Origin of the sequence: Candidatus Sulfurimonas marisnigri (assembly GCF_015265475.1) — a bacterium.
Classification (GTDB): domain Bacteria; phylum Campylobacterota; class Campylobacteria; order Campylobacterales; family Sulfurimonadaceae; genus Sulfurimonas; species Sulfurimonas marisnigri.
Genome location: NZ_CP054493.1, coordinates 669,172 through 685,389 on the forward strand (window position 1 = coordinate 669,172; position 16,218 = coordinate 685,389).

Sequence of the window (16,218 nt, forward strand, 5' to 3'; positions counted from 1 at the left end):
AATGTATGAAGTAATTATGAAGTTTTATTTATTTGAGACGCAAACGATAACCCTCAGCTCTTATACTTTCAATTGCCTCATCTGGAATATGTCTGCGAATCTCTTTAATATGTGAAGCAATAGTATTTACTTTTACATATTCACCATCCCATACATCACTCATAAGCACTTCATATGTAACTATACTGTTTTTTTGTTCTATAAGAGACTTTAGAATTTTTCTCTGAATTTTGGTTAATTTTTTAATCTGGTTTGAAGAGTATAACTGCTCACTTTCCATATCAAATTCTATATTATCATCAAGTTGCACTTTTATATAATTATTACTATCAACAAGTTGTTGAACTCTTAGCCAAAGCTCAATAAGGTCAAAAGGTTTTTTCAAAAAATCAGCACATCCTAAAGAGTAAGCTTTTCTTATACTCTGAATATCTGTATATGCTGTCATAAAAAGTGTAGGTATTGAATTGTTTACACGATTAATCCACTCTATAACTTCATAACCGGTAGCACCAGGTACCTCAATGTCTAAAATTGCGATATCTGCTTTAAAAGTGGACTCTTGAAGTAACGTAGCACCATCTGTATAAGCTTCAACAACTACTCCTTTCATCTCAAGGAACTCTTTAATATTGCTGTTGAGTAAATACTCATCTTCAAGAAGAATCACTTTCATTTTAGACCTCTGGTAATTATTTATAATCATTGTAGCAGAATTAATACATTTATAGAAATAATATATAACTAAACATAACTATGTTTTCTTAATTTATAATTTATTTATAGAACTAATTAAGTATTTTAGGTATTGCATATTTAAAAGAAGTAACGCCATTTTCGGAAATAACTTCTGTTTTTATATTGTATGTATTACATAAAGATGAAACAATTTCTAAACCAATTCCCATACCAATATTTTCAAAATCTTCTCTGTACCCTTGTTTAAAAATCTTTTCCGGATGATTGATAGTGCTTCCAATATTGGAAGATTTAAATATTACACTGTCGTTACTGTTTATAATATCTATGCTAACTGTTGAACCATCTTTTGCATACTTTATTGCGTTAGATATTGTATTGTCAACTATTCTATATAAATCCACTTCTCGAATTTGTATTTTACTTACCTCAAAACTTTGCAAATCAATATTGATATTTTTGCTCTTTCTAAAATAGTAAAAATAATCTATTCTCTTTTGCACAAATTTTACAAGGTCAATTGATAGTACATTTTCATGATGATTACGAGATGAGAGTGAATAATACAAATCATCATAAACTAATTGAAGTGTATTTGATGCTACAGTTATGGAGTCTGTATAACGGGTATTACCATGCTTTAAGTTTTGCATCTCAACAGAGGTGTTTATAATTGTAAGAGGATTATAAAGTTCATGGTAAGATTTACGTAATAGCTGCTTAAGAGATTTAAAAAGTAAACCTTTTTGAAGGTGTAATTTAACTCTGGCAATTAACTCTTCTTGTAAAAATGGTTTAGCTATATAGTCATCTACACCATAAGAAAAGCCTTTTATTTTATCCTCAACACCACCAAGTGCAGAGATAAATATGATTGGTATGTCTTTGTGTTTATTATGATTCTTAAGTATTTTGCATACTTCATATCCATCCATATTAGGCATGACAATATCGAGCAAGATAAGGTCAAAGTCATAAGTACCTACACTTTTTAGAGCATCTTTAGCACTTAATGACACAAAAATTTCCAGATTAAGAGGTTCTAGCATATCAAGAAGGATGGTTATGTTTTCGGCCTTGTCATCAACGAGCAATACTTTAGGATTGTCATTTTCTACTAAATCCATTGTATGCCTTTTTTAAATATTTAAATTAGTTTATAGTAACATCTAATTATGGAGAAACAATGGACTTGATAATTGAAGTAAAGTCAACTCTTCTTAGTGATGAGCTTAAAAAAGTTTTTGTTCTTGAATTTTCAAGTGTTGAAATCAGCCTATCTAGCTCACTGTATGCACCAACTTTAGCTAAACGAAGAAGTTCATTTTTTACTTCACTCGATATATCTGCTTCTAGTTTATAGTTATCCTCTTTGGTATCTTTAATATCTCTGGTGTTATACCCTAGTAAGGCACCCATAATGTGCTCAGATGTAAATGGTTTTGGCAACCAGCAGTCAAAAGTTGATGTAATAGTGTTTGGTTGGTTTTTTAGAGCACTTACAGCTATAAAGTAGGCACTACACCCCAATAGTCTAAGCTCTTTTGTCGTACTTGTACCATCCATGCCAGGCATAACAATATCCATACAGACTATGTCTGGCTTAAAACCGTTGTTGAAAATATCTAAAGCATCTTCCCCGCTCGTGGCTGATTTAATGTTACAAGATAGAGTTTGAAAAATATCACTCATAATATTAATATTTTCTATGACATCATCAACTATCATGATATTTAAACCACAGAACTGATTCATGTCAAGAGTATATGTGCTGTTTTTAGAAATATCAACTTTTGTTTTTTTTGCACTTGAATCAGTTAAAAGAGCATCAATATTATAAGCACTTTTTTTAATTCTTTCACCAATGTCACAAAACTCATCACTCTTTATAATAGAGTCAGCACTGCTTATAATTTGGTGTAAATAATTTCCAATCTCATGTACTATTTTTTTATCCACATATATTCTTTCAATATTTAATTGATAAATTATAGCACATTCTCTACTAAACTTCACCCTTACAAACAATCTCAAAAGAGCTACCATTTTGAGTTGCTGTATATATTAAATCACCGTTAAAACTCTTTTTCATTATATCCATGCTCATATAAAGACCAATTCCGGTACCTTTTCCTTGTTCTTTTGTTGTGAAGTATGGGTTAAATATTTTATCTCTTATTTCTTCTGGTATTCCACCTGCATTATCTTCTATGACTATTATTGGTATATTCTCTTTCATATCTATGGTTATATTTATAAACTTGTCTGCACTCTCTATATCTTCAAAAGCATCTCTTGCATTTGCGAGAATATTTATGATTACCTGTTCTAATAGGTCTTCATAACCTACCATTGAGATATTTTCATTAGTTACTTTAACATCTACATGTATGCTGTGATTGGTTAGTTGTGTCCCCATTATTTGTATAATAGCTTCTATTGTATGAGAGAGTCTAAATGGTTTTGACTCCTTTGCCGGTTTTACGAAGTTCATAAAGGTGTCAATTGTTTGCGACATGTTTTGGCATTGGTCTTGAATAAACTCACTGCTCTCTTGTATTTTTTGTGGTTCAAGCATTCCCATGCTTGAGAGTAGTGAGAGATTAATACCTGTTGCACTTATGGCATTTAGCGGTTGTCTCCATTGGTGGGCTATCATGCCTATCATCTCTCCCATTTGCATAAGTTTATTATTCTGAAATTTATTCTTCTCTTTTTCTTTGCTCTTTTGTAGCTTCTCATTGACACTATCTTCCCACTCATGTGCTATAACATTAGTCATATGTGTTAATGCATGTGTTATTTTACTCTCTTTCATATCTGCAGCAGGTAGGTTTCTATTATGTGCATATTTGCTATTATTTATCTGCTCGGATTCTCTTAATGCCAAAATAGTCATTGTTTCGTTAAATAGATAGTTGTCATTAGCATCTGAAAAAAATTCTCCATAGACAAAAAAGCCACTTACACTGCACTTATTTGCAAATTCTCTGAGTTCAAAATAGCTGTCATCTTTTAGTAAATGTCGTCTTGCCATGCAAGAATACACAAAAACAGACTCAGGAGTAAAAGAGTCTTTGAAATCTTTAAATTTATTAACACCATCTCTTAAAATATTGTCAATACCTCCAACTGCAAAACGTATCTCTTCATTTTCTCTAAGATCACCTCCAAAAAGTAAAGAACCGTCTTCTAGTGCTTTTAAACAAACACGAGCAATTTTGACACCATTGCGTGATATAATTAATGGAGTTTCAAACCCTATTTCAGGAAATAGTTCTTCTATATTATTGCCAAAGTATTTTTTATATACGTCTAGTGCTGCAACATTGTTAATTTCATATACTCTATTTGCTATACTTTTTGTAACCTTCATAGATAGCCCAACCGTTTCCCAACCAAACTTGTACTGACTCTTTACATGTAGATCTTTTCCTTTTAGCGCAACCCCAACAGAGCCTTTTTTAATTACACTGTTTCCATGAGTAATATATGTTTGTTTGAAACTTGCATTATCCCCTGCCATACCACCTGAAACAATAAACTTTCCTTTAGAGATAGTTTTTACTCCATCAAGAAATTGTTCACCGCTCACAAGTAACCCTGCCGTAAAAAAAACCATGGCTTTGACATCATCAGCATCAAGGTTTGATGCTATGTCACGTCCCATTGTGAAGGAATCACTACCATATATGACTCCAACTGAACTTATAGTACTAGTTTCAAACACAGAGACACTTATGATTATTTTATTTGTGCTGACTTTATCATTGTAAATTTCACCATCTGTTGTTGCTCCAATAATATGTGCACCTGGAAGATTACTGCACAATGCAGAGGCAATTTTTTTCATAATTGCCTCTTGTGAAATACCACAGAAAAACTGCACTAAACACTCTTTTTTAGAGCTAAACTCATGCTTGCAGAGCCATTCATGTAGTATCTCTTCATTTCTGTAATAGTGGTTTAATGTATACACCTATTTCTCATTTTTTTCAAGATTTATCATATGTGATATCTTTAAAAGGAGCTCTAACATTTTATCCATTTTGATAGGCTTTAGTAAAAAACCATCAAGTTGTAAATCTATTGTTTCCATAAGATTCTCACTACTATTGTGCGCTGTCAATATAATTACATGTTGATTGTTATTTATTTTTTTAATCTCTTTAACCATTGTTAAGCCATCCATGTTTGGCATAGTTAAATCTGTCATAACTAAATCTGCTTTGCTGTATCTATAGACTTCAATTGCATCTAGCCCATCTTTTGCAATAAAAACTTTCTGAAAAAAAAGTTCTAGTATCTGAGAAATTTGCTTACGTGTGTCCTCTTCATCTTCAACATATAAAACAGACAAGTATTGTGCTTCCTTCTTAAGTCTTTCGTTTATATTCATAGTATATCCTTCAAAGGTTCAGATATGTAATATCCTTGTGCATAGTCTATACCTAGCTCTTTTATAATTTTATATGTCTCTTCGTCATGTACAAATTCTGCGATTGTATTAACCCCACTATGCTTTGCATAAAAAACTATAGTTTTTACAATAATCATACTATTTTGATTTAGTGCAATATCTTTAATAAACGAACCATCAATCTTAAGATAATCTATTTGTAACTTTTGTACTCTTGCAAAATTAGAACTATCTGCACCAAAGTCGTCTATTGCAATTTTAAATCCAATATTTTTTAGTTTTTCCATTTGAAAGTTTGCATGCTGTAAATCATAGTCACTAATATTTTCCAGTACTTCAAGTGCAACTTGTGAAGGATGAATATTGTGCTTTTCACAATGCTCTAGTAGGTAGTCTACTAAATACCCCTCTTTAAAATCATCATCTGTTATGTTTATGGAAAACTCTTTGTTACATGTAGAAAATGTTTTAAATGATTTTTCAATCATCCGTCGTGTAATATCAGTAACCATACCTGCTATACGTGCAGCTTCTATAAAATAAGAAGGAAAGATAGTCTCCTCTTGTTCTATAATTCGTGCTAAGCATTCATACTTTTCTATTTCATTAGTGGCTAAGTTTATAATAGGCTGATAATATGGAATTAGTAGGTCAAAATCTAGTGCGAGTTTAGTTTTATGAGCCCATTCATGCATTTTTTGCTGGTATTGCTCTGTTTTAGAATCTGGCTGGTAGTGACCAATTACATTCTTATGCACCTTCCTCATATCCATAATTGCAAGCTGTGCTTTAGAATAAGGAATTGAAATGTCATTATCATTAATAGATATAATACCAATTGAAAATGTTATTCTAACATGTATGGAACCAATCTTAAATCGCTTGGTATATACTTTTTTCTTAATTTCCTGCGCAAGCTTTAAAGATTTTTCTGCAGATGATGACTCAAGGGCTATGAAAAACTCATCACCAATACCTTTGTATATAGTATGATGAGTTATTTGTTTTAAAAAACTTGCAACACCTTTAAGTAATAAATCTCCATTATCATATCCATACGAACAATTAATATGTGAGAAGTTATCAATATTTAGTAAAATACCATCGTTGAATCTGCTTGTTATAAAATCTAAATGCAGTTTCTGTTTATTTGGTAATCCTGTAATTGGGTCATATTCAAGTTGATTTATAAGTTCTTTGGCTTGATTGTCAACTCTATTTTCTAGTTCTTCTTGATAAAAACTATTCTCTTTTTCAATTTTCAAAGAAACTACTGTTTTTTCAATTGCTTCAAACATCTGGCTAGCATTTATAGGTTTTAATATATATCCATCTACGCCACTTTTAATTGCTTTAACAATTATATCTGCTTCAGTATGTGCCGACATAACAATAATTTTTTGTTTTTGATTTATCTTTCTAACTGCTTGAGTCAGTTCAAAACCATCCATCTTGGGCATGTTTAAATCAGTGATAATTATGTCTACTCTTTTACGTTTGTAAATTTCCAATGCTTCCTTTCCATCTTTTGCTACTAAAACAACTGAAAAAAGATGTGTTAATATGCTCTCTACTTCTCCCCTTGCGTCTTCATCATCGTCAATAAGCAGTGCAGAGAAACGTGAACAAATTTTACTGATTTTTTTTACATCATACATTTTCTGAATCCTGCTCTATATAATTACCGAAAGTAATTTTAAAACAACTACCATCAATAACAGGCATATAAGTTAAGTCACCGTTAAAGTGTGTTCTCATTATTTTACGACTCATATACAGACCCAAGCCTGTCCCGTTTACATCTTGTTTAGTTGTAAAGTATGGGTTGAAAATATCATCTATTATCTGAGGTGGAATTCCCCCGGCATTGTCTTGTATCTTTACATTTCCAAGTTTGTCTATTTGTATTAAAATCTCTTTTTTGTTAATCTCTTTTTTTCCTTCAAAAGCATCTCTTGAATTAATAAAAATGTTAAGTAAAACTTGCTCAAATAGATTTTCTGAACCTAGTAATTTTTTATTTTTAAATTCTTTATCAAACTCTGTTTCTATATAAATAGAGTGTAATGACAACTGTGTATTAACAATGTTTAATGCCTTGTGGATTGCTGATGGTAGTAAAAACTCACTGTCCTCAGCAATTGGTTTAGAAAATTCAAAAAAATTATTGATAACTGTAGACATCTCTTGAGTCTTATTCTGAATGAAATCGCTTGCATCATTTATGCTCTGTGTTGTACTTATATTCATGTCATTTTCAAGTTTTAATTTTATTGCTGAAGCACTAATAGCATTTAATGGTTGACGCCAATGATGTGCAATCATTGAAACCATCTCACCGAGTTGAGCTTGTTTGGCTTGATTGTTTAGTACTTTGTCCTTATTTTTATTCTTTTTAACTTCATATATAACTCTATTCTCAAGAGTTTTATTTATCTTTTCAAGTTCCTCAGTATATATGTCAACCTCTTTTTGAAAGGCATATATCAAGTAGGACATAAGAATATAAATACTTAACAATAGTGAGATTTCTTCATTCTCATAAGCTGTTTTAATGTAGTGTAAATTTTGAAAGATTAAGAGAAACAAAATAATTGCTCCAAATGAGACACTCCAGATTAAGCCAGTTTTTTTAGAGTTAAGTAGAAAAGCAAATGATGAAAAAAGTAAACTCCAAGCAAATCCCATTCTATAGAGTCCACCTTCAAAAATCAGAAATATGAAAAATATAGCTGTGGATATAAGAAATATTGTAGCTTTTTTATTACAAGAATAGGCACTGGTGTATTTTAAAATTATAAGAATAATTAAACCAGTTCCAATATCTACAAAAGCACTTGCTATATTGTCAATGAAAATATGAATAACAGCGATTACCGTAAGATAAAAAAGTAAAATGTAAAAAAAATCTATAAATCTAACACAGATGAAATTTTGCTCTGTCTTTAAATTTTCCATATTAACTTCTTTTGTTACTTGATAGATTGAATTAATTCAATAATTTTTTCAATACTTAACGAATGGGTGACACCGCCAAGTTTTACAGCTTCATTTGGCATGCCATAAACTACACAGCTATCTTCATCTTGAGCATACGTTTTTGCACCAATATCAAACATCTCCTTCATACCATGTGCTCCATCACCACCCATACCCGTAAGTATGATGCCAACACCACTTTTACCTAACTCATTTGCAAAAGAGCGGAACAAGACATCAACACTTGGTTTATGATGAGAAATTTTTGGGCCATCTTTGATTTTTATAATATATTTTAATCCTACTCTTTGAACTAGCATGTGTGTATCTCCAGGAGCAATGTAAGCAGTTGATGATTTTAGTTCATCTCCATCCTCAGCTTCTTTTACAGATATGTTTGAAATAGAATCAAGTCTTTTAGCAAGTGAAGCTGTAAAGCCAGCTGGCATATGTTGTGTTATTAGAATAGGGACAGTTACGGATGGTAAAGAGGTGAGTATTTTTTCTATAACTTGCACACCTCCAGTAGAAGACCCAATTGCAATGACTCTTTTACCTCCAATAAATTGTGTATTTTTTTTCTGCATTACAACGTTGTCTGTAGTTTGCAAAATAGCGGAGTCTGTTTTTTTCTGCAAACTTGGAATTATTTTTAATTTAGAATTTGCTGCTGCTTTTATTGATTGTATTAAACTCTTTTTAGATTTTTCTAAAAATGTCTTAGTTTGTAGGTTTGGCTTTTCTATAAGCTCAACTGCTCCAGATTGAAGTGCTTCTATAGCCTTAAGGCTACCTGACATAGCTACACATGAACAAATAATAGTAGCAATTGGTTGCTCACTCATAATCTTTTTTAGAAATGTAATACCATCCATTCTAGGCATCTCAATATCTAAAATAATAACATCTGGAGTGCCAGTAGTTTTAAATTTTTGCATTGCAAAGATAGGATCAGCAGCAACTCCTAAAATCTCAATCTCGGATTCATTTTCTACAAGTTTACTAATTGTTTGGCGAACTATTGCTGAGTCATCAATAATGAATAGTTTTATTTGTTTCATTTTAAATAGTTCCCACTATCTTTATAAAGTTGTTTTATAGCATTTACAATAGATAATTGAAGGGAATCTTGCGTTATTGACTTTATAAACCATCCATCTATACCAGCTTTTTTACCATCTTCTTTTGCCTCGCTAGTATATTCTGACGTAATCGCTATAATTGGCTTGTACTTGTATTTTTTAATTTTTTTAGCTGTTTTGGCTAGGTCGTAGCCTGTAATTATGGGCATATTTATGTCAATAAACATTAAATCATATTCTAGTGATTCTTCTTCAATCATTTTTTTTATACTAATGGAGTCAGTAAAAAAATCGCATACTATAATTTTAGAGTCAATCATTTCTAAAACTAAAGATTTAAGTGTATCAAGTACAATTGTACTATCATCAATAAATATTATTTTCATAATTGACTCCTGCATAATTTATACTAACTAAAATCTTCTTCTATAAGTAGACACATAGACATAATCTTATGGTCATCATAGTGAATATCCAAACTATCTTGATTTGTAATAATATTTTTAATCCACTCTTCTATAGTAACATTCAACTCTTCAATATGTCGAACCATTTGTGTGTTTTTAGATTTTGTAAATGGTTTTATATCTTTGTTTTGAATGAGTATTGCAACACTTTGTAATGCTATGGAAATCCTGTCAAATTCAGGCACCTTTTTAAAAAGGCGTGTATATTTGTCAAATAAATTTATTAATGTCATACGTAGTGATACATTGTATGTACTGTCGTCTTGACACAATAGTCTGTATTCTTTTAGGGAGTCAATCAGTTCATTTACATAAAACTGCAGGTCGTCTGAACTTATGTTCATTAGTTCATATGCTGAGAGCAATTCATTTTGATATTGATTTATTTCAATGTTCTTTTTTTTCTCTTTAGCTAAAAAAGACACTATATTTATGCGAAATGAAAATGCTTTGCTATTTTTAGCATACTCAAAAAGTGTGCTGTTTTTTTTAACTAATGATTCCATAGTTTCTACAAAAAAACCATCTCTAACTGTTATATAAATATAGGAGTCAGACTCCTCTATAATTAAGTCAAACAGTTGATTTTTAGTGTCCATTTTTCTGAAAGCTTTAACTAGTGCAACCATGAAATCTTTTAAAAGAAGAGAGTTATATGATATGTTTTGATTTGAGAAATAATCAAATACTAAGAATAAATCATCTTCTTCAGTAATAGAAAAAGTGACAAAATAGTGTTTAATATGTTCATCTTTAAAACAGTTGTAGACGACGGATGGCTTGACATCAGGGATTGAACTTTTGTGTGTAATTAAAGAGGTTATTACTTTAAGTCTTGCAACAATATCATCAAGTTGGAATGGTTTAGCAATATAAAAATCTACGCCACTTGCATAAATCTTTTGAATCTGCTCTTCTCCGCTTAATCCAGTTATAGCCGCAACAAATATATGCTTCGTTTGAGGTTGTGATTTAAGTAGTGCAGTAAAACGGATACCATCCATTTTTGGCATTAAGATATCAGTCAGTACAATGTCTGGGTGAAAAGTTTCAACAACTCCTAGAGCTTCTAAGCCATCTTCTGCTTCAGCTATTTCGTAGGTAGAACTTATTTTAACTTTTATTATATTGTGCAAACTTTCTCTAGTCTCTTTTGCATCATCAACTATTAATATCTTCATTAGAACTCCCTTTTGTTGGTATTTTTATCGTTATGCTATTAGACATATACTTTACCTCATAAGATTGTGGTATTGAATCTTCATTTTTTCTTAAAACTTCAATAAAACTAAGGTTTGTACAGCTTAAATATACCGCATCGTATGATGTCTCAAGCATTATTTCAAAAGCTCCATCAAATTCATCGTTAAGTGATTCATAGCTTTTTAGAAGAATTGAAATAAAATCTTTGAGCATAAGTTTATTAGCCTCAGGGTAAAGAACTGCCAAGTGGTGAATGATTTGATATAAATCTTCTTCTTGCAAAATTGTAAAAATTGTATAGTAGTTTGTCATAACTGGTACATTAAAAGGGTTAAAGGTGTCTCTTATCAATTCGGGGGCAGGTTTGTCTTTTTGAACAAGTTTATATATTAGCTTTAGTCTAGCTATTATATCTTCTTGCTGGATTGGTTTAGGTATATAGTAGTCAGCCCCGCAAGAGAAGACTTTTTTAACTTGTTCTTCTCCACTCAGACCAGTGATAGAAGCAATAAATATATGCTTTAATGACTTATTGTCTTTAACTTGTTTAATTAGTTCAAAGCCATCCATCTTCGGCATCATAATATCTGTCAATAAAATATCTATTGGATAATTATTAATAATCTCTAATGCCTCTGCACCATTATCAGCTTCAATTATTGTTACACTATTGTCTATGGCATATATAATAATATTCTTTAATACTTCTCTGGTCTCTTTAGCATCTTCAGCGATTAAGATATTCATAGCAAGTCCTATTTATAAAGTTGTTGTAATACTATTTTAAAACTATGAAGAAAATATGGAGATACAGTTATTAATATTTTTGACTTTGAATAATTCTAGTTAATAAGTTTATTTAAATAATAAATAGTTACAATAAGCTTTATATTATTAAAAAAGGTTTTATATAATGACAATTAATCAAATTGAGTTGTTGGAAAAAGTCATATTTATACAATCTTGTGTGATTGAGGGACGTGATATTAAAGCTGTTTTACGCAAAGAAACTTCTATATTTAAAAAAAAGAGTGGTGCAGAAGTCATTGCTTTTTGTCTTGAAAATGGTAAGTACGTCAATATTGAATTAGTGCTAGAAGAGAGTAAGAAATTTCTTTCTTTAATAAGAAAGTATAAACTTAGGTCAAAAGACATGATATTAAATAAGTTTATAGAGCAGTGTAGTTTAAAATTTGGTTCTTCTAGAGAATATATTAAGATAGAGTCTATTTATGAGATTTTTGAATCTACCTTATCAAAGTCAAAATCATATGAATTTGAAAAAGAGATGAACTTTAAAGAAGCACGTATCTTTCCATTACGTAATAGAATTGGAAAGAAAGTAGGCTTTGTTATTTATTTTTTTTGTAATGATTCAATAATGATATATGAAAATTTACCAGACGTGACAAAGGCTTTTGAAACTTTAATTCGCCCTTTTTATGATAGTAAAGTTCGTACTCTTCATTCTAAATGTATTCAAGCAGATAAGCAAATGGATCTTTTAACTGAAAGAGAGAAGCAAATAGCATATCGTGTTTTACAAGGAAAAACACATAAAACTGTAGCTTACGAACTAGAAATATCAATTAATACATTTAAAACACACATGAAGAATATTTACAATAAATACGGTGTGAGTTCCAAGATAGAGTTAAGTAATAAGTTAAAAGGAAATGTTATTAGAAGTACTGATATTTAAGTATTAATAGTGCTTTTTACGTCCAGCTTTGTAGTCTATTTTCCAACCATCACTTGAAAAAGAAAAGTATTGTTTTTTTGGATGTGTGTCTTCTATGTAGTGAACAGTGACTCTGTCTGTGCCTTTTGATTCAAATGAAATAACATTAATCAAATGTTTTCTTTTTTCATGTGCTAAATCATTAGAGATGAGTGATTCAACTTTTTGCAAAGAGTTCTCATCACTATCAATATTTTTAAATAGTTTTTTAAACTCATCATTTCTAAATGCATGTTTAAAACCCAATACCTCTAATGTAATCAGATAAGACTCCCTTGTCATAAGGGTAGATAATTTAATTAAATCACCACAACTCAATGCGTCATAATAGAGCACAAGGGAGTCCTTTAGAGTCTTTTTTGTATTGTCATTAATTGTTAACACACAATCCCCTAATATTTTATTATATGCCTTTATCGTCGTCCACCACCGCCACCGCCACCACTTCCACTACGGCCACCTTGGTTAATTGAGTTGCCAGGACCAAACTTAGAGGCTTTTTTTGACTTTTTGCCATTCTTTTTATATTCATCACCATCTTTGTATCGGTACTGATTTTTATTTTTATTTTTAATCTTTTTTCCCAATCCATCACCGCTTTTATCTTTGAGCCTATCCTGAGTTCTGTCTCTCAGCCTATCTTGCGTACCATCTTTCAACTTATCTTGTGTTCTATCCTGTAGTCTATCTTGCAACATATCTTGCGTCTTGTCCCCATCTGCAGCTATTGCAGAAATACTCAAAATCAACAGCGTTGATACGCTTACTAAAAGTTTGTTTTTCATCTTAAATCCTTTTTTTATTATGTATAAGTATAACTCTACTTTGTAAGCAGAGTATTAGCATATAAACCAAATTAGAGTCTTAAAAAGCAAGAGTAGCAACTAGATAAAAATCGTAATAGTTCTCTATCAATGTTTGCTCATCAGGTTCAATGTAACTATACTCTGCATCAAGAGTAATATTTTGTCTTACAAGATAGTTTAAACCAAAAGAATAGGCATTAAAGTCATAAGCTTTAACAAATTCTCTGGTTACCGCTGTTTCATCCTTATTGTTATAGTTTAAATAAGCGACTTTTACCCCAAGTGGCAAAATAGGGTTAATTTGAAACTCTACAGATGTTGCCCTGTTGTTTGTTTGTTGTAAATTGGTACTTGTAAGAGAACTTATTGGTGTAACATCAATAATATTTTTCAGTACAACATTTATTGTTGTCATAGTTTGCATATCTAAAATAGAGCCAGTAGCCTCAAAATCAAAACCATAACCTTCTTTATAGATATTAATCAACTTCGCTGCACCATCGATAAGTCCGCCATCTAAACTTTGATCACTGGCTTTAACATCTCCGGCGAGTCCGTATGCACCAAGCATAAAATTCCAATCAGATACAGACATGTTGTATGAGACTCGCCCAAATGGAATTAACGCTCCTCCAGCATCAATCCCTTCATTATTTTGCGAAGGGATTGTTACACCCAGAGTGGCAAATAAATTGTTATCACCATAGTATAGTTGTAATCCAGTAGCAGGTCCGTTAGCAATGCCTGTTGCTTGAGCAGCATTTGTAACATAGGCATTTTCAAACTGTTTAAGCGGTGCATTTAAACCTGTATTGAAATTTTCCATTCCAGAGAAAGTACCATTAATTTGTGTAGAGTATAAAGAAATACCACCAAACCCATTAAAAGTTGGATAAGATAAAATCGCTTTACCACCTAATGCCACATCATTTTCAGTTGAAGGATCCCCTATTATTGAGATGATACCACCAATATTATCTGCTATGCGTCCTGCAAAATATAGCCCAGAACCTTCTAAAACTTGTAATTCGCCACGCTCAGTTCCTAAATCATAACTACCGTTTATATCTAGTGAGTTTGTAGTTTTAACATAGCGTGCTTTTAACACAGCAGATACATTTAAAACTGATGGCATGCCAAGTGTTACTTCAGCGCCTTCTATCAGTGATTGTGTTTCACTATTACTGTTGTAATTAGCATAACCAGAAAGTGAGAAATTACGACCATAGCCGTTTAGCTTTGGCGTGTTTTGAATATGGCAAACAGTACAACTCTTACCAGTTTGACGAGTAAAACTTGGCAAGGCACTAGCGGATTCGGGAAGCATAAAAAATAATATACTTGACAGTAAAAATAAATTTTGCATTAACTTTTTCATAAGGTACTCCTATAATTTAAAATGAGATAGTTAACACTGAGAGTAAGTCAGTGTAATCTTTAATATCAATTCTTGTTGGTTTTACCATGGAATATTCCATAGTAAACGTTACATTTTGACGAAATGAATAATCAAAACCAAAGGTGTAAGCATCTTTGTCTTTCGCATCAACTTTATCAAGCTCGAATGTATGTGGGCCACTGTCATCCAAGCTTAAAAATGAGACCTTTAAACCAAGTGAACTTGTTGGATACAATTCAAATTCAATGGAATACGCTTCCATATCGGCATCAGCTGGTTCGCCATATATAGTTTTCTTGGGGCTGGGGGTAATATAGTTCATTAGGTATGGTTTATCCAATGTTGTTTTGTTTTTTAAGACAGCATTGATGGTCAATAGGGTGTGCTTTGACATAATATCACCCTCTAGTTGCAAATCAACTCCATAAGCCTCTTTCTTTAGTTCTATTAGTTCTCTAGTCACATAACCAGAAAGTTCTGTATCAAGAATAGTATTACTAATTTTAGTGGAACCGCTAATACCATAGGCACCTATAATAAGCCTCATATCACCAATTGGCTGTTCATAAGCAATACGAGCAAAAGGAATCATTGAAGCACCCAAATCTATTCCATCGGTATTATGCATAGGTACATATGTTCCAACTGTTAGAAATAGATTTTCTCCCGCATAAAAAACTTGGATTCCTGTTGCTGCTCCTGTTGCTAAGTCAGCAGCTTGGGCGGCATTTGTAAGTTTATGATTTTCAAATTGACGAAGAGGCTTATATAGTCCAGTGCTATAAGATTCCATACCTGTAAATGGACCATAATTATTAGTTGAATATACTGAAAAGCCAGAGTAAGCATCTCCGGTCTCGAATGATGATACTACTTTACCACCAAAAATTGTTTTCCCCTCTTTTTCACGTAGTTCCATGACAGAACCAACATTGTCAGCTATTTTTCCTGCAATATTGATAGTTGAAGTTTTAAATATTTCATGCATACCTCGATTACTGTCTATTGGCTCACCATCTGCTGTTTCTGAGATACTACCTTTTCCGTTTATTGCACCAACGCTTTTGTCATATCTTGCTTTTAGCATTAATGACACGTTTAGTACTGTCGATAGCCCAAGATCCTTACCTACAATAAGAGACTGAGGACCACTTTGTGTACTCATAGTATATCCAGAGCGGGCAAAATCACGTCCATAGGCATTTAGATTACTTTGGTTGCTTGCATGACACATCATACACTCCAATCCTGTCTGCCTTGCAAAACCAGGAACTGCATGCAAATCATCAATAAAAATGATGAAAATTAAGAGATAAGGAATAAAGATAGAAAAGTGTATTCGCTTCATTATTAATCCTTTTGTTATAAAATTTAAAATAATTATACAACACAAAAAAAGATTATAAATCACACAAAAGGGTG

At 31.6% G+C, this 16,218-nt stretch carries 16 protein-coding genes; 1 reads left to right on the plus strand and 15 read right to left on the minus strand.

The genetic code is table 11. The features are described from left to right. Positions 1-28: 28 nt before the first annotated feature. The 11 genes from HUE87_RS03415 to HUE87_RS03465 form a co-directional block, all read right to left on the minus strand. Positions 29-676 carry a response regulator transcription factor gene (locus HUE87_RS03415; RefSeq protein WP_194367341.1) on the minus strand — a complete coding sequence of 216 codons (648 nt, stop codon included), beginning with the start codon at positions 674-676 and terminating at the stop codon, positions 29-31. Positions 677-788: 112 nt separating this feature from the next. Beyond that, positions 789-1,826, minus strand: coding sequence for an ATP-binding response regulator (locus tag HUE87_RS03420; RefSeq protein WP_194367342.1), 1,038 nt, complete (start codon positions 1,824-1,826; stop codon positions 789-791). A 46-nt stretch (positions 1,827-1,872) separates the two neighbouring features. Beyond that, positions 1,873-2,658, minus strand: a complete 786-nt coding sequence (locus tag HUE87_RS03425) for a response regulator (RefSeq protein WP_194367343.1) — start codon at positions 2,656-2,658, stop codon at positions 1,873-1,875. A gap of 46 nt (positions 2,659-2,704) precedes the next feature. After that, positions 2,705-4,678, minus strand: a complete 1,974-nt coding sequence (locus HUE87_RS03430; protein ID WP_194367344.1) for an FIST N-terminal domain-containing protein — start codon at positions 4,676-4,678, stop codon at positions 2,705-2,707. Next, a complete protein-coding gene (locus tag HUE87_RS03435) occupies positions 4,679-5,098 on the minus strand; it encodes a response regulator transcription factor (RefSeq protein WP_194367345.1) in 420 nt (139 codons plus the stop codon). Further along, entirely contained in the window at positions 5,095-6,777 is a 1,683-nt protein-coding gene (locus tag HUE87_RS03440; protein WP_194367346.1) for an EAL domain-containing response regulator, read from the minus strand. The genes HUE87_RS03435 and HUE87_RS03440 overlap by 4 nt, the downstream gene beginning before the upstream one ends. After that, positions 6,770-8,077: a sensor histidine kinase gene (locus HUE87_RS03445; RefSeq protein ID WP_194367347.1), complete on the minus strand. Its 1,308-nt coding sequence runs from the start codon at positions 8,075-8,077 to the stop codon at positions 6,770-6,772. Before HUE87_RS03445 ends, HUE87_RS03440 begins: the two co-directional genes overlap by 8 nt. A 14-nt stretch (positions 8,078-8,091) precedes the next feature. Continuing rightward, entirely contained in the window at positions 8,092-9,159 is a 1,068-nt protein-coding gene (locus tag HUE87_RS03450; RefSeq protein ID WP_194367348.1) for a protein-glutamate methylesterase/protein-glutamine glutaminase, read from the minus strand. Continuing rightward, positions 9,156-9,566 carry a response regulator gene (locus HUE87_RS03455; protein WP_194367349.1) on the minus strand — a complete coding sequence of 137 codons (411 nt, stop codon included), beginning with the start codon at positions 9,564-9,566 and terminating at the stop codon, positions 9,156-9,158. The genes HUE87_RS03450 and HUE87_RS03455 overlap by 4 nt, the downstream gene beginning before the upstream one ends. 23 nt (positions 9,567-9,589) lie before the next feature. Then, positions 9,590-10,828, minus strand: a complete 1,239-nt coding sequence (locus HUE87_RS03460) for a response regulator (protein ID WP_194367350.1) — start codon at positions 10,826-10,828, stop codon at positions 9,590-9,592. Continuing rightward, on the minus strand, positions 10,809-11,597 hold the full coding sequence (locus HUE87_RS03465; protein WP_194367351.1) for a response regulator: 789 nt from the start codon (positions 11,595-11,597) through the stop codon (positions 10,809-10,811). The genes HUE87_RS03460 and HUE87_RS03465 overlap by 20 nt, the downstream gene beginning before the upstream one ends. Positions 11,598-11,763: 166 nt before the next feature. Here HUE87_RS03465 and HUE87_RS03470 point away from each other — a divergent pair, with 166 nt between their 5' ends. Beyond that, positions 11,764-12,552: a response regulator transcription factor gene (locus tag HUE87_RS03470; protein WP_194367352.1), complete on the plus strand. Its 789-nt coding sequence runs from the start codon at positions 11,764-11,766 to the stop codon at positions 12,550-12,552. Positions 12,553-12,555: 3 nt separating this feature from the next. Here HUE87_RS03470 and HUE87_RS03475 read toward each other — a convergent pair whose 3' ends face one another. The 4 genes from HUE87_RS03475 to HUE87_RS03490 all read right to left on the minus strand — a co-directional run bounded on the left by HUE87_RS03475 (position 12,556) and on the right by HUE87_RS03490 (position 16,144). Continuing rightward, complete coding sequence (locus HUE87_RS03475) at positions 12,556-12,975, minus strand: hypothetical protein (RefSeq protein WP_194367353.1); 420 nt, start codon at positions 12,973-12,975, stop codon at positions 12,556-12,558. Between the two features lie 29 nt (positions 12,976-13,004). Continuing rightward, entirely contained in the window at positions 13,005-13,376 is a 372-nt protein-coding gene (locus HUE87_RS03480; protein WP_194367354.1) for a hypothetical protein, read from the minus strand. A 79-nt stretch (positions 13,377-13,455) separates the two neighbouring features. Beyond that, a complete protein-coding gene (locus HUE87_RS03485) occupies positions 13,456-14,775 on the minus strand; it encodes a hypothetical protein (RefSeq protein WP_194367355.1) in 1,320 nt (439 codons plus the stop codon). A 16-nt stretch (positions 14,776-14,791) separates the two neighbouring features. Further along, entirely contained in the window at positions 14,792-16,144 is a 1,353-nt protein-coding gene (locus HUE87_RS03490; protein ID WP_194367356.1) for a hypothetical protein, read from the minus strand. Between the last annotated feature and the right edge of the window lie 74 nt (positions 16,145-16,218).